Below are 18,559 nucleotides of genomic sequence, written 5' to 3' on the forward strand. Positions count from 1 at the left end.
GCTCAGGCCCGGGCGCGGGCCGTCACGCGGTGCACGTGCGCCTGCCATGCCGAGGCGGTTTCCGCTGCGACCGCCTCGACGAAGTGATCGAGCGCCGGGTTGAACAGGTCGGGCCGCTCCCAGAACGGCGCATGGCCGGCGCCGATGACGATCGTCGGCTCGTCGCCGTACTGGTGCGGGATATGGATTCCCGAAAGATAGCCGAGGCGCACGAAGGGATCGTCGGCTCCGTTCAGGAGGGCGATGGGGATGGTGGCCCCCTCGACTGTCCTGCGTTGGTCGGCGCCGTCGCCGCGCGCGAGGCTCTGGCCGAAATTCGACCGCACCAGGCCATCCGTGCGCAGCACGAGATCCTGGAAAGGCGCGGGCTCCTGCCCGCCGAAGCAAAGGGACGAAAACCGCGCCGCGTCGCGCGCCGTGAAGCTGTGCTTCGTCGTCAACAACAGATCGAACGACGGATGGAAGGCGCGCAACATGCCGATGATGCCGCGCGAGATCGGCGGCGCGCCGCTCAGCATGAGCCCGCGAATACGGGTACTGCGGCTCATCCATTCGATCGCCGCATGACCGCCCAGCGACCAGCCGTAGACGGCGAGCCGCTTCAGGTCGAGCCGCTCGGCGAATTCCTCCAGGCAATCGGCAAAGCCCGATACCGTATAGGTAACGTTTGGCTGCGGCGCGTTGTCCGATTCGCCATGTCCCGGCAGATCGAGCGCGATCAGGCGCCAGTGTCTTGCCAGTTCGCTGTTGAACTGGCGTTCGAACACGCGCCGCGAGAAGCTGGAACCGTGGATCAGCAGGACGGGAAAGCCGGATCCGCCCGTATCGCTGTAGCGTACGGCGCCGTGACGGGTCGCGATCGTCTGGCTGTCGAACATCGTCTTCCGTTTCTGCAGGGCATTGATCCGCATCACAGCGATCGCCTTCGACAGGCTACGCCCAGATGGTTAACAAGCCTTGAAGATCGGCAGGCGACCGGCTCGCAATCGCAAGGTGCGGAAACGTTCCAGGCCGCATTGCGGGATTTCGCCGCTCTCGCTATGGTTTGGCTCCGTACCAGAGCACCTCCGTCCGGCGAGCCGGCAGCGTGCATGGGGTGAGTTGGGCTTGCGTCTGTTCCGACACCGTGCAGCGGTCTCGGGGACCTGCATTTTGGGGAGCCGGCGCAAAGCCGGCAGGGGAATGGAAACAGCACTGGATATTGCCGTCACCTGCATGAGCGTCGTCGTCGTCGCCTTCTACAGCTGGTCGCTGCGCGCGCATTTCTCATCACCGCAGGTGCCCTCCGGCTTCAAGGTCATTTCCGCCGTCGTCGCCGTAACGACCCTCTATTTCCTCTATCTGGTCTGGAGCGTCACACAGCCCGTGGGCGCACAGATCGTCGGCCTCGGCCTGGAAATCGTCGCGGCCGTCACGTTCTGGTGGGCGATCGCCGCATCGCGCCGGGCGCGGCTGCGCTTCGCCTTCGACCCCGACAATCCCGACAGCCTCGTCACCACGGGCCCCTATCGCTATGTGCGCCACCCGTTCTACACGTCCTACATCGTCTTCTGGGCGGGCTGGGCGATCGCCACCTGGACGGCGTGGTCAGCCGTACCCGTTATCGCCTTCATCGTGATCTACGTGGTCGCGGCCAAGGGGGAGGAGAAGAAGTTCGCTTCCACGCCGCTCGCGGCGGAGTATGACGCCTATCGCCGTCGCACGGGCTTCCTCGTTCCGAAGCTCGTCTCCGCCTGAGACTAGGACAGGAGCCGCCGCTACGCGCCCTGCGGCTGCGTTGCCGGGCCTTCGGCCGGCGGGCGCCTGACCAGGTGAGCGGCCTCCAGCACCAGCGGATCGAGCCCGGCGCCGCCATGATTGTCGACGATGTCGAAGAACTGCCGGCGCATGCGCGGCTCCCAGAACTTGTTGATGTGGGTCGCAACCCCGATCGGCCTCTCCTCCAGCGGCTGCGAATGGAAGAAGGTGGCGATCTGGTTGGCCATCCGGACCAGCTTTGCATCCAGCTTTGCATCGTGCGACATCAATGTCTTTCCTACCCGTTTCCGGCGCGGCGCACGGCGTCTTCCGACGCCGGCAGGACGCGCCCTGCGCCCGTGAAAATCTCGAACTCGTCGCCGCGCACCAGCGCGATCAGCGTCATACCGGCCTCCTCCGCGGTGCGGATAGCAAGCGCGGTCGGCGCCGAAATGGCGATGATGAAGGGGCTGCCGGTAACCGCCGTCTTCTGCACCATCTCGACGGAGACACGGCTTGTGACCACCACCGCGCCCGCCTCGCCGCGATACCCTGCCCTTGCGGCAGCGCCCACGAGTTTGTCCAGCGCATTGTGCCGGCCCACGTCCTCGCGCACGGCGATCATCCCTTTGCCGGGCACGAAGAAGCCCGCGCCGTGCACGGCCCGCGTCTCGATGTGCAGCGGCTGCAGGCCGTTCAGCAGCCGCACCGCCTCGACAACCTGGTCCTCGGTCAGTACCAGACCCGACCCGCCGACCGATGGCGTAACACGCACGGCCTGCTCGATCGATTCGATCCCGCACAGCCCGCATCCGACCGGCCCCGCCATGTGGCGGCGGCGTGACGTCAGCGCCTCGCTCTGCGCGTCTGCGAGGCGGATCTGCAGGTCGATGCCCTTGTCCTCCTCCACGACCTCGATCACCTCGATCTCGCTGGCATCGCGGACGATCCCCTCGGTGAGGCTGAAGCCGATGGCGAAATCCTGAAGGTCCGCAGGCGTGGCCATCATCACGGCATGGGTCGAGCCGTGATAGGTGAAGGCGACCGGCACTTCCTCGGGCACGATCCGCTCGCCCGCCGCAAGCCTGCCGGAACGGCGCGCAAGTTCGGAAACCGTTTTCGTCGTCGGGAAGCTGCTCATCGGACTTCGGCGTCCGACAAGACACCCCCTACCGCCACACCGGCCATCGTCGCCAACTCCTACTCCGCCGCCTCCAGCTTGCCGGCGATCCGGCGAGAGCGGCGGGCCTGTTCGTCATACTCAATCTGCCAGTCCGAAGGCCCGTTCGAGGGCGAGACCTGAACGGCCGTGACCTTGTACTCCGGGCAGTTGGTCGCCCAGTCGGAGAAGTCGGTCGTGATCACGTTCGCCTGCGTGTCGGGGTGATGGAAGGTCGTATAGACCACGCCCGGCGACACGCGGTCAGTGATCTGTGCGCGCAGCGTCGTCTCGCCCGCCCGGCTGGCCAGCCGCACCCAGTCGCCCTCGCGGATGCCGCGGTTCTCGGCATCGTGCGGATGGATCTCCAGCCGGTCCTCCCCGTGCCAGACGACGTTGTCGGTCCGCCGCGTCTGCGCGCCGACATTGTACTGGCTGAGGATGCGGCCGGTCGTCAGAAGCAGCGGGAAGCGCGGGCCGGTCTTCTCGTCGGTCGCGACATATTCGGTACGGATGAACTTGCCCTTGCCGCGCACGAAGCCGTCGACATGCATGATCGGCGAGCCTTGCGGATGCTTCTCGTTGCAGGGCCATTGCACCGAACCGATCTTGTCCAGGTAGTCGTAGGTGACGAGCGCGAAGCTCGGCGTGGTCGCCGCGATCTCGTCCATGATCTCGGAGGGATGGCGGTAGTTCCAGGCGAGCCCCATGGCCTGCGCCATCTTCTGCGTCACCTCCCAGTCGGCATAGCCATTGCGCGGCGTCATCACCCGGCGAACGCGGTTGATGCGGCGCTCGGCATTGGTGAAGGTGCCGTCCTTTTCCAAGAAGGTGGAGCCCGGCAGGAAGACATGGGCGTAGTTCGCCGTCTCGTTGAGGAAAAGGTCCTGCACGACGACGCATTCCATCGCGGCAAGGCCTGCCGAAACGTGCTTGGTGTCCGGGTCGGACTGAAGGATGTCCTCGCCCTGGATGTAGAGGCCCTTGAACGAGCCCTCCACGGCCGCGTCCAGCATGTTGGGGATGCGCAGGCCCGGCTCGTCGTTCAGTTCCACGCCCCAGAGCTTCTCGAAGATCGCGCGGGTCGCATCGTCGGAGATGTGGCGGTAGCCCGGCAGCTCGTGCGGGAAGGAGCCCATGTCGCAGGAGCCCTGCACATTGTTCTGCCCGCGCAGCGGGTTCACGCCAACGCCCGGGCGGCCGATATTGCCGGTCGCCATGGCAAGGTTGGCGATGGCCATGACGGTGGTCGAGCCCTGGCTGTGCTCGGTGACGCCGAGCCCGTAGTAGATCGAGCCGTTACCGCCGGTGGCGAACAGCCGTGCCGCGCCGCGGACGAGTTCGGCCGGAACGCCGGTGAGCGCCTCGACGGATTCCGGGCTGTGCCGGTCCTCGGAAACGAAGCCCGCCCAGTCCTCGAACTCCGACCAGTCGCAGCGCTCGCGGATGAATTTCTCGTCGAAAAGCCCTTCGGTGACAATCACATGGGCCAGCGCCGTGACCACGGCGACGTTCGTGCCGGGCCTGAGCGGCAGGTGGAAGCTCGCCTCGACATGCGGCCCCTTGACGAGGTCGATGCGGCGCGGGTCGATCACGATCAGCTTGGCGCCCTGCCGCAGCCGCTTCTTCAGCCGCGAGGCGAAGACGGGATGGCCATCGGTCGGATTGGCGCCGATGACGATGACCACGTCGGTCTCCTCGACCGAATCGAAGTTCTGCGTGCCCGCCGAGGTGCCGAAGGTCTGGCCGAGGCCGTAGCCGGTCGGCGAATGGCAGACGCGGGCGCAGGTATCGACGTTGTTGTTGCCGAAGCCGGCGCGCACCAGCTTCTGGACGAGATAGGTCTCCTCGTTGGTGCAGCGCGACGAGGTGATGCCGCCGACAGAATCACGGCCGTACTGGTACTGGATGCGGCGGAACTCGCTCGCCACATGCGCGAACGCCTCCTCCCAGCTGACCTCGCGCCACGGATCGGAGACCTTTTCGCGGATCATCGGATTGAGGATGCGGTCGCGATGGGTCGAATAGCCGTAGGCGAAGCGACCCTTGACGCAGGAGTGGCCGCGATTGGCCTGCCCGTCCTTCCACGGCACCATGCGCACGAGCTCCTCGCCGCGCATCTCCGCCTTGAACGAGCAGCCGACGCCGCAATAGGCGCAGGTGGTGACGACGGAATGCTCCGGCTGGCCGATGGCGATCACCGACTTCTCCGTCAGCGTCGCCGTCGGGCAGGCCTGCACGCAGGCGCCGCAGGAGACGCATTCGGAGGAGACGAAGTCCTCGTGCATGCCGGCGGAGACGCGGCTGTCGAAGCCGCGGCCCTCGATCGTCAGCGCAAACGTGCCCTGCACTTCCTCGCAGGCGCGAACGCAGCGCGAGCAGACGATGCACTTGGAGCTGTCGAAGGTGAAGTAGGGATTGGATTCGTCCTTCGGCTGCCACTTGATATTGACGGCGCCGTCGTTGCGGGCGCGCACGTGGTTCTCGCCCTCATAGCCGTAGCGCACGTCGCGCAGGCCCACCGCGCCCGCCATGTCCTGCAGTTCGCAGTCGCCGTTTGCGGCGCAGGTGAGGCAATCGAGCGGATGGTCGGAGATATAGAGCTCCATTACCCCGCGGCGCACGTCCTTCAGCCGCGGCGTCTGGGTCGACACCACGAGCCCGGCCGCCACCGGCGTCGTGCAGGAGGCCGGCATGCCGACCCGGCCCTGGATCTCCACGAGACAGAGCCGGCAGGAGCCGAAAGCATCTACCATGTCGGTGGCGCAGAGCTTGGGGATCTCGATGCCCGCTTCCATCGATGCGCGCATGATCGACGTGCCCTCCGGCACCGTGACCTCGTTGCCGTCGATCGTCAGCGTCACCATCTTTTCAGACCTGGAGGCCGGCGTGCCGTAGTCGATTTCACGAATGAGGGACATGGAAACCTCCGGATCAAGTCAGATGCGCCACGGGGTCAGGCCCGGACGACTTGGTTCAAAATTCTACGCGTTCTCGGCCAGCGTGGCCGCGACGAGCGCATTGGCATGGCCATGGCCGAGACCGTGCGTCTCCTTCAGGAACGCTACGATCTGCATATGCGCCTTGCCTTCCTGCGCGCGGACGATTGCCTTCCAATGCTCGATCGGCTGGCCGTACTTCTTCTCGATCGAGGGGAAGTAGGAGGCCGGGCCTTTCAGTTTCTCCGTCTCGCTCATTCCGCAGCCTCCACCCTCGGTGCCGGCGTAAAATCCTCCGGGAAATGCGTCATTGCGCTCATCACCGGATAGGGCGTGAAGCCGCCGAGCGCGCAGAGCGAGCCGAACTTCATCGTGTTGCAGAGGTCGGCCAGAAGTTCGCGGTTCTTCTCGGGTTCGACGCCATGGGCGATGTTGTCCGCCACTTCGACTCCGCGGGTCGAGCCGATCCGGCAGGGCGTGCACTTGCCGCAGCTTTCGATGGCGCAGAATTCCATGGCGAAACGCGCCTGGTGCAGCATGTCGACCGTATCGTCGAAGACGACGATGCCGGCATGGCCGATCAGCCCGTCCTTGGCGGCGAAGCTCTCGTAGTCGAACGGCGTGTCGAACAGGGCGCGCGGGAAATAGGCGCCGAGCGGGCCGCCGACCTGCACGGCCTTCACCGGCCGCCCCGAGGCCGTGCCGCCGGCGATGTGGTCGACGATCTCGCCGAGCGACAACCCGAAGGCGGTTTCGTAGAGCCCGCCATGCTTGACATTGCCGGCGATCTGGATCGGGATCGTGCCGCGCGAGCGGCCCATGCCGAAGTCGCGGTAGAAGGTCGCGCCCCGGTCGAGGATGATCGGCACGGAGGCGAGCGAGATGACGTTGTTGATTACCGTGGGGCAGTCGAACAGGCCCTTGTGCGCCGGCAGCGGCGGCTTGGCGCGGACGATGCCGCGCTTGCCCTCGAGGCTGTTGAGCAGCGCCGTCTCCTCGCCGCAGACATAGGCGCCGGCGCCGACACGCACCTCCATGTCAAACGCGCGCCCCGAGCCCATGACCGACGGACCGAGCACGCCTTCGCGCCGCGCGATCTCGATCGCCGCGCTCATGGCGGCGATCGCGTGCGGATATTCGGAGCGGGTGTAGATGAAGCCCTTCGTGGCGCCGGTTGCGAGTCCGGCGATCGCCATGCCCTCGATCAGCACGAAGGGATCGCCCTCCATGATCATCCGGTCGGCAAAGGTGCCGCTGTCGCCCTCGTCGGCATTGCAGACGATGTATTTCTGCGGCCCGGCGGCGTCGAGCACGGTCTTCCACTTGATGCCGGTCGGAAATCCGGCGCCGCCGCGGCCGCGCAGGCCGCTGTCGGTGACCTCGGCGACAATGTCGCCCGGCGCCATCGCGATCGCCTTCTCCAGGCCGGTCAGCCCGCGGAAGCGCCGATAGTCGTCGAGCGAAAGCGGATCGACGATGCCGCAACGGGCAAAGGTCAGCCGCGTCTGCTGTTTCAGGAACGGAATGTCCTTCGTCGCCCCCTGACGGAGCGGATGGTCGCCGCCCTCCAGGAAGCCGGCTGCAAACAGCGAGGCCACGTCGCCCGCCCCGACCGGGCCATAGGCGATGCGCTCGTGATCCACGACCACCTCGACCAGCGGTTCGAGCCAGTGCATGCCGCGCGAGCCGTTGCGGACGATCGCGACGGCCACGCCCCGCTCGCCCGCCTCCCGCTCGATCGCCGCTGCGACCCGGTCGGCGCCAAGTGCCAGGGCGGCTGCGTCCTTGGGAACGTAGACCTTCACCGTCATCGACGTGCCTCCCGGACAAGCTCGGCGGCCGCGGCGGCATCGAGGCGGGCGTGGACTTCGCCGTCGAGCATCGCGCTCGGCGCGCACGAACAGAGCCCCAGACAGTAGACCGGCTCGAGCGTGACCGCCCCGTCGAGCGTCGTCTGGTGGAAATCGATGCCGAGCAGGGCCTTGACGCGCGCGGCCACGGCATCGGCTCCCATCGACTGGCAGGCCTCGGCGCGACAGAGCTTCAGCACGTGCCGGCCGGTCGGGTGGTCGCGGAAATCATGGTAGAAGGTGACAACGCCATGCACCTCAGCACGCGACAGGTTCAGTTCCCGCGCGATCACCGGCAGGCAGTCCTGCGGCACATAGCCGAATTCGGCCTGGATCTCGTGCAGGATCGGCAGCAGCGGCCCTTCGGCCCCCTTCATCGCCGTGACGATGGCAAGGGTCCTCGCCGCCACGTCACCGGAAACATGCAGGTTCATGCGCAATCCTCCCGAACGATGCCGGCACATCCAGCTTGCGACTGATGCCTGCCCGTTGCCTTCCAGCCCGACAAGCCCGGTCTTCCGCCTTTAAGTGCCCGCCATTGCAAGCTTCTCAGGGAAGCCGTGGGGGGTCAATAACGTCATACCGTCGATTGATAGAAAAATCCTATTAGCTCAGTTCCTGCTCTGCCAGCAGGCGCGCTTCGTGCAGCAGAGCCGACACCAGCGGCGTGAACGGCTCGCGATGCGTCGCCACCAGCCCGACAATGTGATGCGGCGCAGGATCGACAATCGGGATGATATTGATCTCGTCGTGAAATCCGAAGGAAAGCGCCACGTTTCGCGGCATGATGCTGCACCACCGCCCCGTCCGGACATGGGAGAACAGCACGATCATCGAGTTTGATTCGAGCTTCGGATTCACGCCGACGCCCGCCTCGGCGAAGTGGCTGTTGATGATCCGCCGGTTCTGCATATCGGCCGTCAATAGACAAAGGCTAAGATCGGCCACCTCCCGCCAGGTCACATTTTCACGATCGGCAAGGGGGCCGTGCTTCGCCGTGATCAGGTGATAGTGCTCGAGATGGAGGGGAACGCTGGTGACGCGGCCGAGCGGCTCGTTCTCCAGGTAGGTCAGCCCGGCATCGATCTCCAGATTCTCCAGAAGGCTGAGGATCTGCAGTGAATTGGCCGAAATCACCGAGAAGGTCACGTCCGGGTGCTTCTGCTGGAAGGGGGCGGTGATCCGCGGCACCATGGCGAGCGTCGTCGGAATGGCGGCAAGGCGGATATGGCCGGAAAGCCCCTTTCGCGCCGCCCGCATCTCCTCGCGCATGGTGCGCGCATCGCCGACGATGCGCCTTGCCCATTCCAGCACACGCTGCCCTTCGGGCGTGAGACCCTGGAAGCGCGAGCCGCGATTGACCAGCACGACGCCAAGTTGATCCTCGAGCTGGCGGATCGCGGCCGACAGCGTCGGCTGCGAAATGCCCAGTTCGTCGGCGGCCCTCGCGAAATGCCGCTCGCGCGCAAGCGCGATGAAATATTCCAGCTTGTCGATCATCTGCAGCTACTCCCCGCCCCTTCATACAAAAGAACGGTGGCGCGACAAACGGGGCAGGCTCTATAGATGGGGCGAGGAAAGCGGGAAGAGGATCGACGCGATGACATTCAGGGCGCTCCTGGTGGAAAAGGGCGAAGACGGCACGGTATCGGCCTCGGTGCAGGAACTCGCCGACGACAGGCTGCCGGACGGCGAGGTGACGGTCGCCGTCGAATATTCCACCCTGAACTACAAGGACGGGCTCTGCATCACCGGCAAGGGCGGCCTGGTGCGCAGCTTTCCGCATGTCCCTGGCATCGATTTCGCCGGCACGGTCGAAGCCTCGTCCGATCCGCGCTTCAGGCCCGGCGACAAGGTGGTGCTGACCGGCTGGCGCGTCGGCGAGACCTGGTGGGGCGGCTATGCCACCCGGGCGCGCGTCAAGGGCGACTGGCTCGTGCCCCTGCCCAAGGCGCTGACGACGCACGAGGCCATGGCCATCGGCACCGCCGGCCTGACGGCGATGCTCGCGGTCATCGCGCTGGAAAAGGCGGGGCTCTCGCCGCCCCGCGGCGAGGTGCTGGTGACGGGAGCGGCCGGCGGTGTCGGGTCCGTCGCCGTCGCCATCCTCTCCCGTCTCGGCTATCGCGTCGCAGCGGTGACCGGCCGGCCGGAGGCGGAAGCCTATCTGCGCGGGCTCGGCGCCGGCACGATCATCGACCGCGCCGAGCTTGCCGAAGCCTCGAACAAGCCGCTGGAATCCGAGCGCTGGGCGGGCGCCATCGATTCGGTCGGCGGCGACATGCTGATGCGCGTCCTCAAGCAGGTGAAATATGACGGCGTCGTCGCCGCGATCGGGCTTGCCGGCAGCGCCGCCATTCCCTCCTTCACCGTGATCCCCTTCATCCTGCGCGGGGTGAGCCTGCTCGGCATCGATTCGGTCATGCGCCCGCGCGACGAGCGCCTCGACGCCTGGAGCCGCATCGCCACCGACCTGCCGCTGGACAAGCTGGACGACATGGTCAGCGAACACGGGCTGGCCGACCTGCCGGCGCTGGCGTCGGCCGTCCTTCAGGGCAAGGTCAGGGGACGGGCCGTCATCGACGTCCGGCGATAGGCGCGGTTGCAGGCGCATGCCTGCCGTGCCGCCGAAATGACGCGAAGGCAGGCCTCAGACGCCCTGCTCGCGCGCCATCAGCGGCCGGCAGAAGACGTCGTAGAGCGTGCCCATGACAGCGGTGACCTGCTCGTTCGCAAGCCGGTAGTAGACCTGCCGTCCCTCGCGACGGGTGACGACGAGCTGGTCCTGCCGCAGGCGCGCCAGTTGCTGCGAGACGACCGCCTGCGGCAGGTCGAGGATGGTCTCGATCTCGCCCACCGCCTTCTCGCCCTCCGTCAGGAGGCACAGGATCAGAAGCCGCGTCTCGTGCGACAGCGCCTTGAGAAAGCGGCTCGCCTTCCGCGCCTGATTGACGAACAGGTCGAAACTTGCGCCCGGATCAGCACCCGGCTCACTGAACTGCCTCATTTGAACTCCCGACACCAGATGCAGCCCCGATCGGCACGAACCGAATCGCTGGACTGATCTCGTGCGTCAAAAACAAGGCACAACGGTGGAGGCGCAAACGCATCGCCGCATTTCCGCCGCAGCGTTGCCGATCCGCATCAGCGCTTTCAGCATATGAGCTGGCCGCCGTTCACTTCCAGGACCTGGCCCGTCACGTATCCCGACAGGGCGTTCGACGCGAGGAAGAGATAGGCCGGCGCGCAATCCTGCGCGGTGCCGAGCCGCTGCAGGGGGATCGACTTGCGCGTCGCCTCCAGCTTCTCCGGCGTGGAATAACGCTCGTGGAAATCGGTGGTGATCGTTCCGGGCGAGACGCAGTTGACGCGGATGCCGTCGGGGGCGAGCTCGCGCGCCAGGGCCTTGGAGTAGGTCGATACGAACGCCTTCGTCGCCGAATAGATCGCCGAGCCCGGGCTGCCGCCCGTCAGCGCCGAGATCGAGACGGTGTTGACGATGGCGGCCGTGTCCGCCCGGCGCAGCGCCGGCAGCAGGCCGCGCGTCACTTCCATCACCGAGGTCTGGTTGAGGCGCACGACGGTCTCGTATTGTTCGTCCGTCAGCGTTCCGGCCGGGAACCGGCCGACCATGGTGCCGGCATTGTTGACCAGCACATGCACCGCTTCGAACAGGTCGTCGGCGCGGCGGACGACCTCGGCAACGCCCTGCGGGCCGAGGAAATCGGCATAGACGACGTGCGCCCGCGCCTCCTCGATCGCCTCGGTCAGGAAATCGGGCGTCGAGTCCGGTGGCGCTCGGCCACCGTGCAGGAGCACGTGCGCGCCGCAGTCCAGGAACTGCCGCGCGACCTCCAGGCCGATCCCTCGGCCGGCGCCGGTGACGACAACATTGGCGCCCTTGAACAAGGCCGGATGGAACATGGCGATCTCCCCCAATCGGTACGCACCCAGGACGAAGTATCACAAAAAAGCCCGTGCCCACCAACTGTCTGCGCGAGGCGAATTGCGATGCTTTCGTTTTTGCATATGATGAACCAAAACGAAAGCGCGGGGAGGAATCGATGTTTCTGACAGGCCGGCAAGCAGAAATCCTGGAGCTTGCCAAGGCGGAGGGCCGCGTGCTCGTGGAGGATCTCGCCACGCGATTCTCGGTCACGCCGCAGACGATCCGCAAGGACCTCAACGATCTCTGCGACAACAAGGTGCTGACCCGCATCCATGGCGGGGCGCTTTTTCCGAGCGGCAACGAGAATGTCAAATACGAGGCCCGCCGGTCGATCGCAGCGGCGGAGAAGCAGGCGATCGGGCACGCCGCCGCCGCCATGATCCCGGACAACTCCTCGCTCTTCATCAATATCGGCACGACGACCGAAGCGGTGGGAGAGGCATTGCTCGACCACAAGGAACTGATGGTCATCACCAACAACATCAACGTTGCCAACAGGTTGCGCGGCTTCCCCTCGATCGAGGTGGTGATCACCGGCGGCGTGGTGCGCGGCGCCGACGGCGGCATCGTCGGCGAGGCGGCCGTCGATTTCATCCGCCAGTTCAAGGTCGACTACGCCGTGATCGGCGTCTCGGCGATCGACCACGACGGAGCGCTGCTCGACTTCGACTACCGCGAAGTGAAGGTCGCCCAGGCGATCATCGCCAACGCCCGCCACGTGATCCTCGTCTCCGATTCGACCAAGTTCGAGCGGACGGCGCCCGTCCGCATCGGCCACCTTTCCCAGGTCCACACCTTCATCACCGACCATTGTCCCCTGGACAATATTCGCGCCATCTGCCTCGACCAGGACGTGCGCCTGCTGGAGACCTCCAGCGGCTGATCGCCCTCCGCCCACATTCGTTTGACATTCGGAAAATTTTCGTTTTAACTTCCCTGACTTTCGCAATTGCGCAAAATTGTGCGCTGCGAAATCGAAGGGGAAAACGTGGCGGACGACGCAGTCAGGGACATCTTCGTCATCGGAGGCGGCATCAACGGATGCGGGATCGCCCGTGATGCGGCCGGCCGCGGTTATTCCGTCGTCCTGGCCGAGATGAAGGATTTCGCCTCGGGCACCTCGTCTGCCTCCACTAAGCTCATACATGGCGGCTTGCGCTACCTGGAGCACTACGAATTCCGGCTGGTGCGCGAGGCACTGATGGAGCGCGAGATCCTGTGGGCGATGGCCCCGCACGTGATCTGGCCGATGCGCTTCGTGCTGCCGTTCCACAAGGGCGGCATCCGCCCGGCCTGGCTGATCCGGCTCGGTCTCTTCCTCTACGACCACATCGGCGGCCGCAAGCTCCTGCCGGCGACACGCACCCTCGACATGCGCAGCGACCCCTCCGGCAAGCCGCTGAAGAAACTGTTTCAGAAGGCCTTCGAATATTCCGATGGCTGGGTGGACGATGCCCGCCTCGTCGTGCTGAACGCCCGCGACGCCGCCGACCGCGGCGCCGACATCCGCGTCGGCACCCGCGTCGTCTCGGCCCGCCGGGAAAACGCCCACTGGGACGTGGAGACCGAAAACATGGCCTCCGGCGAGCGCGACGTCATCAGGGCGCGCATGCTCGTCAATGCCACCGGCCCCTGGGTCGACAAGGTGCTCGCCGGTGCCTTCGGCCAGAACGACGTGCACAATGTCCGCCTCGTGCAGGGCAGCCACATCGTCGTGCGCCGGAAGTTCGCCGACCCGCGCGCCTATTTCTTCCAGAATCCCGACGGCCGGATCATCTTCGCCATTCCCTATCAGGACGATTTCACCCTGATCGGCACCACGGACCGCGACTATGAGGGCGATCCGCGCGATGCTAGGATCAGCGACGAGGAGATCGACTACCTGTGTCGTTCGGCGAGCGAGTATTTCGTCGAGCCCGTGAGCCGCGAGGACATCGTGTGGACCTATTCCGGCGTCCGCCCGCTGTTCGACGACGGCGCCAGCAAGGCGCAGGAGGCAACCCGCGACTACGTCCTGAAGACGGACGGCAACAGCCATCAGGCGCCGCTGCTCAACGTCTTCGGCGGCAAACTCACCACCTACCGCCGGCTGGCGGAATCGGCGCTGGAGAAGATCGGCGATGCGATCGGCGAGAAGGGGCGCAAATGGACTGCGGGATCGCGCCTGCCGGGCGGCGATTTCGGCGTCGGCGCGTTCGAGACGGAGGTCGCCCGGCTGGCGCAGCGCTATCCCTTTCTCGCACCCGCCCATGCGCGCCGCCTCGTCCGCCTCTACGGCACGCGCGCATCGAAGCTTCTGGGCGAGGCAAGGACGGTCGAAGACCTGGGTCGCCATTTCGGCAGCGATCTCTACGAGATCGAGATACGCTGGCTGATGACGGAGGAATGGGCGCATCACGCCGAGGACGTGCTGTGGCGCCGCACCAAGCGCGGCCTGCACCTGACGGCCGCCGAGGCGGGCGCTCTCGAGGACTACATGACGAAGGCGTTGCATCCCCCGAGCTGACGGGGCTTCCGATGGCTGGGAGGAACATTGGAGACATGAATGCTTGAACTGAAAGACACTGCGAAGGTCGTGGGCGGGGAGACGCATATCCACCCGACCAACCTCGTGCTCGAGCGCGGGTCGCTGAACGTGCTGCTGGGCCCGACGCTGTCCGGCAAGACCTCGCTGATGCGGCTGATGGCCGGCCTCGACAAACCGACCTTCGGCTCGGTCTGGTTCGACGGCAAGGACGTCACCGGCGTGCGCGTGCAGGACCGCAGCGTCGCCATGGTCTACCAGCAGTTCATCAACTACCCGGCGATGACGGTCTATGAAAACATCGCCTCGCCGATGCGCATCAAGGGCGCCGACCGGGCAACGATCGACCGCGAAGTGCGCAAGGCCGCCGACCTGCTCAAGCTCACGCCCTACCTCGACCGCACGCCGCTGAACCTTTCCGGCGGCCAGCAGCAGCGCACCGCCCTTGCCCGCGCCATCGTCAAGAATGCGAGCCTCGTCCTCCTCGACGAGCCGCTGGCCAACCTCGATTACAAGCTGCGCGAGGAACTGCGCGAGGAACTGCCGAAGATCTTCGCCGCCTCCGGCGCGATCTTCGTCTATGCGACGACCGAGCCGTCCGAGGCGCTCCTGCTCGGCGGCCACACCGCCACCATGGCGGAGGGCCGCATCACCCAGTTCGCGCCCACCATCGACGTCTACCGCCGGCCGGTCGACCTGATCACCGCCGAGACCTTCGCCGATCCCCCGCTCAATACCTTCGCGCTGACCAAGACGAACGGCCATTTCGTGCTGGAAGGCGAGCGCGTCCTGTCCGTCCCCGCCCATCTCGCCGGCATCCCCGACGGCCCCTGCACCGTCGCGTTCCAGCCGCATCACCTGGCGCTCAGCCCCCAGTCGGCGTCGGCTGCCCCGGTGACGGTCCGCACGGCGATCTCGGAGATCGCCGGCTCGGAAAGCTTCGTCCACGTCGAATTCGCCGACACGCGCTGGGTCATGCTCGCACCCGGCATCCACGACATCGAGCCGGACGCCGCGATCACCGTCTATGTCGACACGCGCCACCTGATGGCGTTCGCACCGGACGGCAGGGCGATCGCCCGCCCGGCGGCGGCCTGAGGAGGACCCCATGGCACGCATCAATCTCGAACATATCCGCCACGCCTACGGGGAACGGCCGAAGTCGGAAGCCGACTATGCGCTGAAGGAAGTGCATCACGAGTGGAACGACGGCGGCGCCTATGCCCTGCTCGGTCCCTCCGGCTGCGGCAAGACCACGCTGCTCAACATCATCTCCGGCCTGCTGCAGCCCTCGGAAGGAAAAATCCTGTTCGACGGCCGCGACGTGACCCGGCTTTCGACCCAGCAGCGCAACATCGCCCAGGTGTTCCAGTTTCCGGTCATCTACGACACGATGACGGTCTACGACAATCTCGCCTTCCCCTTGCGCAACCGCCGCGTCCCGGAAGCCGAGGTCGACCGGCGCGTCAACGAGATCATCGACATGATCGGCCTCGGCGGCTGGGCGAAGAAGACCGCGCGCGGCCTGACGGCCGACCAGAAGCAGAAGATCTCGCTCGGCCGCGGCCTCGTGCGCAACGACGTCAACGCCATCCTGTTCGACGAGCCGCTGACGGTCATCGACCCGCACATGAAGTGGGTGCTGCGTTCGCAGTTGAAGAAGCTGCACCGGCAGTTCGGCTTCACCATGGTCTATGTCACCCACGACCAGACCGAGGCGCTGACTTTCGCCGACAAGGTCGTCGTCATGTATGACGGCCAGATCGTCCAGATCGGCACGCCGGCGGAACTGTTCGAGCGCCCGAGCCACACCTTCGTCGGCTACTTCATCGGCTCGCCTGGCATGAACCTGCTGCCGGCGCAGATAACCGGCAGCACCGTGGCGCTCGGCACCGACACGATCGCCCTGGACTTCAGCCCGAAGGTCGCCGCAGGCGCGAAGACCGAACTCGGCATCCGGCCGGAATTCGTCCGCCTCGGCCGCGAGGGCATGCACGTCCGTATCAACAAGGTCGAGGACATCGGCCGGCAGAAGATCGTCCGCGCCGAATTCGCCGGCAAGCCGATCGCCATCGTCCTGCCCGAGGACGGGGAGGTTCCCGCCGACGCACGCGTCACCTTCGACCCGTCCGCCATCAACATCTATGCCGACAGCTGGCGCGTCGGCAGGGAGGCCTGATCCATGGAAAAGACCTGGAACAACAAGGCCTGGTTCATGGTGCTGCCGGTGCTGCTGCTGGTGGCCTTCTCGGCCGTCATCCCGCTGATGACGGTGGTGAACTATTCCGTCCAGGATACCTTCGGCAACAACCAGTTCTTCTGGGCCGGCACCGACTGGTTCACCGAAATCCTGCATTCCGACCGCTTCTGGCAGGCGCTCGGCCGCAACCTGCTGTTCTCGGCCATCATCCTGTCGATCGAGATCCCGCTCGGCATCCTGATCGCGCTGAATATGCCGAAGAAGGGCATCGGCGTGCCGGTCTGCCTCGTGCTGATGGCGCTGCCGCTCCTGATCCCGTGGAACGTGGTCGGCACGATCTGGCAGGTCTTCGGCCGCGTCGACATCGGCCTGCTCGGCTTCACCCTGAAGGCGCTCGGCTTCGACTACAACTACGTCAACGACGTCTTCGACGCCTGGGTGACGCTGATCGTCATGGACGTCTGGCACTGGACGAGCCTCGTCGTGCTGCTCTGCTATGCCGGCCTCGTCTCGATCCCCGAGGCCTACTACCAGGCCGCCAAGATCGACGGCGCCTCGCGCTGGGCCGTCTTCCGCTACATCCAGCTGCCGAAGATGAAGCGCGTGCTGCTGATCGCCTTCCTCCTGCGCTTCATGGACAGTTTCATGATCTATACCGAACCCTTCGTCGTCACCGGCGGCGGTCCCGGCAACTCGACCACCTTCCTGTCGATCGACCTCGTCAAGATGGCGATCGGCCAGTTCGACCTCGGGCCGGCGGCCGCCATGTCGCTCATCTACTTCCTCATCATCCTGCTGCTGTCGTGGATCTTCTACACGGTCATGACCAGCAGCGACGAACAGGCCTGAGGAGGACGAGATGACCGCCCGCGTTCAAACAGAAACGTCAGCCGCCGCGACGGCAACAGCGCCTTCACCGGCACGGACGCAAACGATCGCCATGGAAGGGGCGCCGCGCCGCAACTTCGGCTGGATCGTGCCGACCCTCTACATCGTCTTTCTGATGCTGCCGATCTACTGGCTCGTCAACATGAGCTTCAAGACGAACACCGAGATCACCGGCACCTTCTCGCTGTGGCCGCAGAACCCGACGCTCAGGAACTATGCGGTGATCTTCACCGATCCCGCCTGGTATTCCGGCTACATCAACTCGATCATCTACGTGGTGATGAACACGGCGATCTCGGTCGCCGTCGCCCTGCCGGCGGCCTACGCCTTCTCGCGCTACCGCTTCCTCGGCGACAAGCATCTGTTCTTCTGGCTTCTGACCAACCGCATGGCGCCGCCGGCGGTCTTCGCCCTGCCCTTCTTCCAGCTCTATTCCGCCTTCGGCCTGATCGACACGCATATCGCGGTCGCCCTTGCGCACTGCCTGTTCAACGTGCCGCTGGCCGTCTGGATCCTCGAGGGCTTCATGTCGGGCGTGCCCAAAGAGATCGACGAGACCGCCTATATCGACGGCTATTCGTTTCCGAGGTTCTTCGGCAAGATCTTCGTGCCGCTGATCGCGTCGGGCATCGGCGTCGCCGCCTTCTTCTGCTTCATGTTCTCCTGGGTCGAGCTCCTGATCGCCCGTACGCTCACGACGACGGACGCCAAGCCGATCGCCGCGACGATGACGCGTACGGTCTCGGCCTCCGGCATGGACTGGGGTGTCCTGGCCGCAGCCGGCGTCCTGACCATCATCCCCGGCGCGCTCGTCATCTATTTCGTCCGCAACTACATCGCCAAGGGCTTCGCGCTCGGGAGGGTATGATGGCCGCAACCACGAACAACAATAGCCGCTGGCCGCTGGCACTGCTCGCCGTACTGCTCATCTATGCGCTCGCAGCCGGGGTTCTGGTCATGTCGCTGCCGGTCAAGGACGGCGGACGCGACTGGTTCGCGCCGCTCATACCCGGCGGCTGGATGGCATGGTCGTTCCCGACCGCCATGTTCTTCCTCACCATCTTCGCGCTGCTGGCGCTGATGGCGGTGTGGGAATACGCGCGGCCGGGAGGGCATCCGCGCATCGGCATCCTGCGCTTCGAGACGACCCGCGGCGACCGCCTGTTCATCTCGCTGCTCGGCTCGGCATTTATCAATCTCGCATGGCTGGGGCTCGTCGGCCCTAACCTGTGGTGGGCACTCGCCTTGTGCGTGGTCTACGCCATCGGCGTGTTCCGCTACGTCTGACGTATCCAAGCTCGAAGGACCGGAAC

Annotated in this window: 19 protein-coding genes; 9 read left to right on the forward strand and 10 right to left on the reverse strand. The window is 65.7% G+C overall.

Going from position 1 to position 18,559, the window contains the following annotated elements; all coding sequences use genetic code 11:
• Positions 1-2: 2 nt before the first annotated feature.
• Complete coding sequence (locus OCK02_RS00585; RefSeq protein WP_263811295.1) at positions 3-911, reverse strand: alpha/beta fold hydrolase; 909 nt, start codon at positions 909-911, stop codon at positions 3-5.
• Between the two features lie 271 nt (positions 912-1,182).
• Here OCK02_RS00585 and OCK02_RS00590 point away from each other — a divergent pair, with 271 nt between their 5' ends.
• The gene (locus OCK02_RS00590; RefSeq protein ID WP_263811296.1) at positions 1,183-1,737 is read left to right on the forward strand and encodes a methyltransferase family protein; all 555 of its coding nucleotides are present in this window, start codon (positions 1,183-1,185) and stop codon (positions 1,735-1,737) included.
• Between the two features lie 20 nt (positions 1,738-1,757).
• Here the strand turns inward: OCK02_RS00590 and OCK02_RS00595 are convergent, their stop codons facing one another.
• From OCK02_RS00595 to OCK02_RS00625, 7 genes are all read right to left on the reverse strand, one after another.
• Entirely contained in the window at positions 1,758-2,024 is a 267-nt protein-coding gene (locus tag OCK02_RS00595; protein WP_263811297.1) for a formate dehydrogenase subunit delta, read from the reverse strand.
• An 11-nt stretch (positions 2,025-2,035) separates the two neighbouring features.
• A complete protein-coding gene (gene fdhD / locus OCK02_RS00600; protein ID WP_263811299.1) occupies positions 2,036-2,878 on the reverse strand; it encodes a formate dehydrogenase accessory sulfurtransferase FdhD in 843 nt (280 codons plus the stop codon).
• Positions 2,879-2,937: 59 nt separating this feature from the next.
• Positions 2,938-5,817 carry a formate dehydrogenase subunit alpha gene (gene fdhF, locus OCK02_RS00605; protein WP_263811300.1) on the reverse strand — a complete coding sequence of 960 codons (2,880 nt, stop codon included), beginning with the start codon at positions 5,815-5,817 and terminating at the stop codon, positions 2,938-2,940.
• Positions 5,818-5,880: 63 nt separating this feature from the next.
• Complete coding sequence (locus tag OCK02_RS00610) at positions 5,881-6,093, reverse strand: DUF4287 domain-containing protein (RefSeq protein WP_263811301.1); 213 nt, start codon at positions 6,091-6,093, stop codon at positions 5,881-5,883.
• Complete coding sequence (locus OCK02_RS00615) at positions 6,090-7,646, reverse strand: formate dehydrogenase beta subunit (protein ID WP_263811302.1); 1,557 nt, start codon at positions 7,644-7,646, stop codon at positions 6,090-6,092. Before OCK02_RS00615 ends, OCK02_RS00610 begins: the two co-directional genes overlap by 4 nt.
• A complete protein-coding gene (locus OCK02_RS00620; protein WP_263811304.1) occupies positions 7,643-8,119 on the reverse strand; it encodes a formate dehydrogenase subunit gamma in 477 nt (158 codons plus the stop codon). The genes OCK02_RS00615 and OCK02_RS00620 overlap by 4 nt, the downstream gene beginning before the upstream one ends.
• 172 nt (positions 8,120-8,291) lie before the next feature.
• Complete coding sequence (locus tag OCK02_RS00625; RefSeq protein WP_263811305.1) at positions 8,292-9,185, reverse strand: LysR family transcriptional regulator; 894 nt, start codon at positions 9,183-9,185, stop codon at positions 8,292-8,294.
• Positions 9,186-9,285: 100 nt separating this feature from the next.
• Here OCK02_RS00625 and OCK02_RS00630 point away from each other — a divergent pair, with 100 nt between their 5' ends.
• A complete protein-coding gene (locus OCK02_RS00630; protein WP_263811306.1) occupies positions 9,286-10,281 on the forward strand; it encodes an MDR family oxidoreductase in 996 nt (331 codons plus the stop codon).
• Between the two features lie 54 nt (positions 10,282-10,335).
• Here OCK02_RS00630 and OCK02_RS00635 read toward each other — a convergent pair whose 3' ends face one another.
• Together OCK02_RS00635 and OCK02_RS00640 are read right to left on the reverse strand one after the other, a co-directional pair.
• A complete protein-coding gene (locus tag OCK02_RS00635) occupies positions 10,336-10,692 on the reverse strand; it encodes an ArsR/SmtB family transcription factor (protein ID WP_263811307.1) in 357 nt (118 codons plus the stop codon).
• Positions 10,693-10,838: 146 nt separating this feature from the next.
• On the reverse strand, positions 10,839-11,609 hold the full coding sequence (locus tag OCK02_RS00640; protein ID WP_263811309.1) for an SDR family NAD(P)-dependent oxidoreductase: 771 nt from the start codon (positions 11,607-11,609) through the stop codon (positions 10,839-10,841).
• A 140-nt stretch (positions 11,610-11,749) separates the two neighbouring features.
• Here OCK02_RS00640 and OCK02_RS00645 point away from each other — a divergent pair, with 140 nt between their 5' ends.
• The 7 genes from OCK02_RS00645 to OCK02_RS00675 all read left to right on the forward strand — a co-directional run bounded on the left by OCK02_RS00645 (position 11,750) and on the right by OCK02_RS00675 (position 18,533).
• Positions 11,750-12,517: a DeoR/GlpR family DNA-binding transcription regulator gene (locus OCK02_RS00645; protein WP_263811310.1), complete on the forward strand. Its 768-nt coding sequence runs from the start codon at positions 11,750-11,752 to the stop codon at positions 12,515-12,517.
• 105 nt (positions 12,518-12,622) lie between these two features.
• Entirely contained in the window at positions 12,623-14,140 is a 1,518-nt protein-coding gene (gene glpD / locus OCK02_RS00650) for a glycerol-3-phosphate dehydrogenase (RefSeq protein ID WP_263811312.1), read from the forward strand.
• A gap of 39 nt (positions 14,141-14,179) precedes the next feature.
• Positions 14,180-15,256 (forward strand): ABC transporter ATP-binding protein, encoded by a 1,077-nt coding sequence (locus OCK02_RS00655; protein WP_230805887.1) that lies wholly within the window; start codon positions 14,180-14,182, stop codon positions 15,254-15,256.
• Positions 15,257-15,266: 10 nt separating this feature from the next.
• Entirely contained in the window at positions 15,267-16,337 is a 1,071-nt protein-coding gene (locus OCK02_RS00660) for an ABC transporter ATP-binding protein (RefSeq protein WP_263811314.1), read from the forward strand.
• Between the two features lie 3 nt (positions 16,338-16,340).
• A complete protein-coding gene (locus OCK02_RS00665; protein ID WP_230805891.1) occupies positions 16,341-17,207 on the forward strand; it encodes a carbohydrate ABC transporter permease in 867 nt (288 codons plus the stop codon).
• Positions 17,208-17,298: 91 nt separating this feature from the next.
• Positions 17,299-18,114, forward strand: a complete 816-nt coding sequence (locus OCK02_RS00670) for a carbohydrate ABC transporter permease (RefSeq protein ID WP_230806527.1) — start codon at positions 17,299-17,301, stop codon at positions 18,112-18,114.
• Positions 18,114-18,533 (forward strand): DUF2160 domain-containing protein, encoded by a 420-nt coding sequence (locus OCK02_RS00675; RefSeq protein WP_230805893.1) that lies wholly within the window; start codon positions 18,114-18,116, stop codon positions 18,531-18,533. Before OCK02_RS00670 ends, OCK02_RS00675 begins: the two co-directional genes overlap by 1 nt.
• The last annotated feature ends 26 nt before the right edge of the window (positions 18,534-18,559 follow it).

It is taken from the genome of Rhizobium sp. TRM96647 (assembly GCF_025780115.1).
Taxonomy (GTDB): Bacteria; Pseudomonadota; Alphaproteobacteria; order Rhizobiales; family Rhizobiaceae; genus Mycoplana.

Bases quoted from the DNA above. Each gene is read 5' to 3' on its own strand.
- OCK02_RS00585 (WP_263811295.1), bottom strand. From the start codon at position 911: ATGCGGATCAATGCCCTGCAGAAACGGAAGACGATGTTCGACAGCCAG.
- OCK02_RS00590 (WP_263811296.1), top strand. From the start codon at position 1,183: ATGGAAACAGCACTGGATATTGCCGTCACCTGCATGAGCGTCGTCGTC.
- OCK02_RS00595 (WP_263811297.1), bottom strand. From the start codon at position 2,024: ATGTCGCACGATGCAAAGCTGGATGCAAAGCTGGTCCGGATGGCCAAC.
- fdhD (WP_263811299.1), bottom strand. From the start codon at position 2,878: ATGAGCAGCTTCCCGACGACGAAAACGGTTTCCGAACTTGCGCGCCGT.
- fdhF (WP_263811300.1), bottom strand. From the start codon at position 5,817: ATGTCCCTCATTCGTGAAATCGACTACGGCACGCCGGCCTCCAGGTCT.
- OCK02_RS00610 (WP_263811301.1), bottom strand. From the start codon at position 6,093: ATGAGCGAGACGGAGAAACTGAAAGGCCCGGCCTCCTACTTCCCCTCG.
- OCK02_RS00615 (WP_263811302.1), bottom strand. From the start codon at position 7,646: ATGACGGTGAAGGTCTACGTTCCCAAGGACGCAGCCGCCCTGGCACTT.
- OCK02_RS00620 (WP_263811304.1), bottom strand. From the start codon at position 8,119: ATGAACCTGCATGTTTCCGGTGACGTGGCGGCGAGGACCCTTGCCATC.
- OCK02_RS00625 (WP_263811305.1), bottom strand. From the start codon at position 9,185: ATGATCGACAAGCTGGAATATTTCATCGCGCTTGCGCGCGAGCGGCAT.
- OCK02_RS00630 (WP_263811306.1), top strand. From the start codon at position 9,286: ATGACATTCAGGGCGCTCCTGGTGGAAAAGGGCGAAGACGGCACGGTA.
- OCK02_RS00635 (WP_263811307.1), bottom strand. From the start codon at position 10,692: ATGAGGCAGTTCAGTGAGCCGGGTGCTGATCCGGGCGCAAGTTTCGAC.
- OCK02_RS00640 (WP_263811309.1), bottom strand. From the start codon at position 11,609: ATGTTCCATCCGGCCTTGTTCAAGGGCGCCAATGTTGTCGTCACCGGC.
- OCK02_RS00645 (WP_263811310.1), top strand. From the start codon at position 11,750: ATGTTTCTGACAGGCCGGCAAGCAGAAATCCTGGAGCTTGCCAAGGCG.
- OCK02_RS00655 (WP_230805887.1), top strand. From the start codon at position 14,180: ATGCTTGAACTGAAAGACACTGCGAAGGTCGTGGGCGGGGAGACGCAT.
- OCK02_RS00660 (WP_263811314.1), top strand. From the start codon at position 15,267: ATGGCACGCATCAATCTCGAACATATCCGCCACGCCTACGGGGAACGG.
- OCK02_RS00665 (WP_230805891.1), top strand. From the start codon at position 16,341: ATGGAAAAGACCTGGAACAACAAGGCCTGGTTCATGGTGCTGCCGGTG.
- OCK02_RS00670 (WP_230806527.1), top strand. From the start codon at position 17,299: ATGGAAGGGGCGCCGCGCCGCAACTTCGGCTGGATCGTGCCGACCCTC.
- OCK02_RS00675 (WP_230805893.1), top strand. From the start codon at position 18,114: ATGGCCGCAACCACGAACAACAATAGCCGCTGGCCGCTGGCACTGCTC.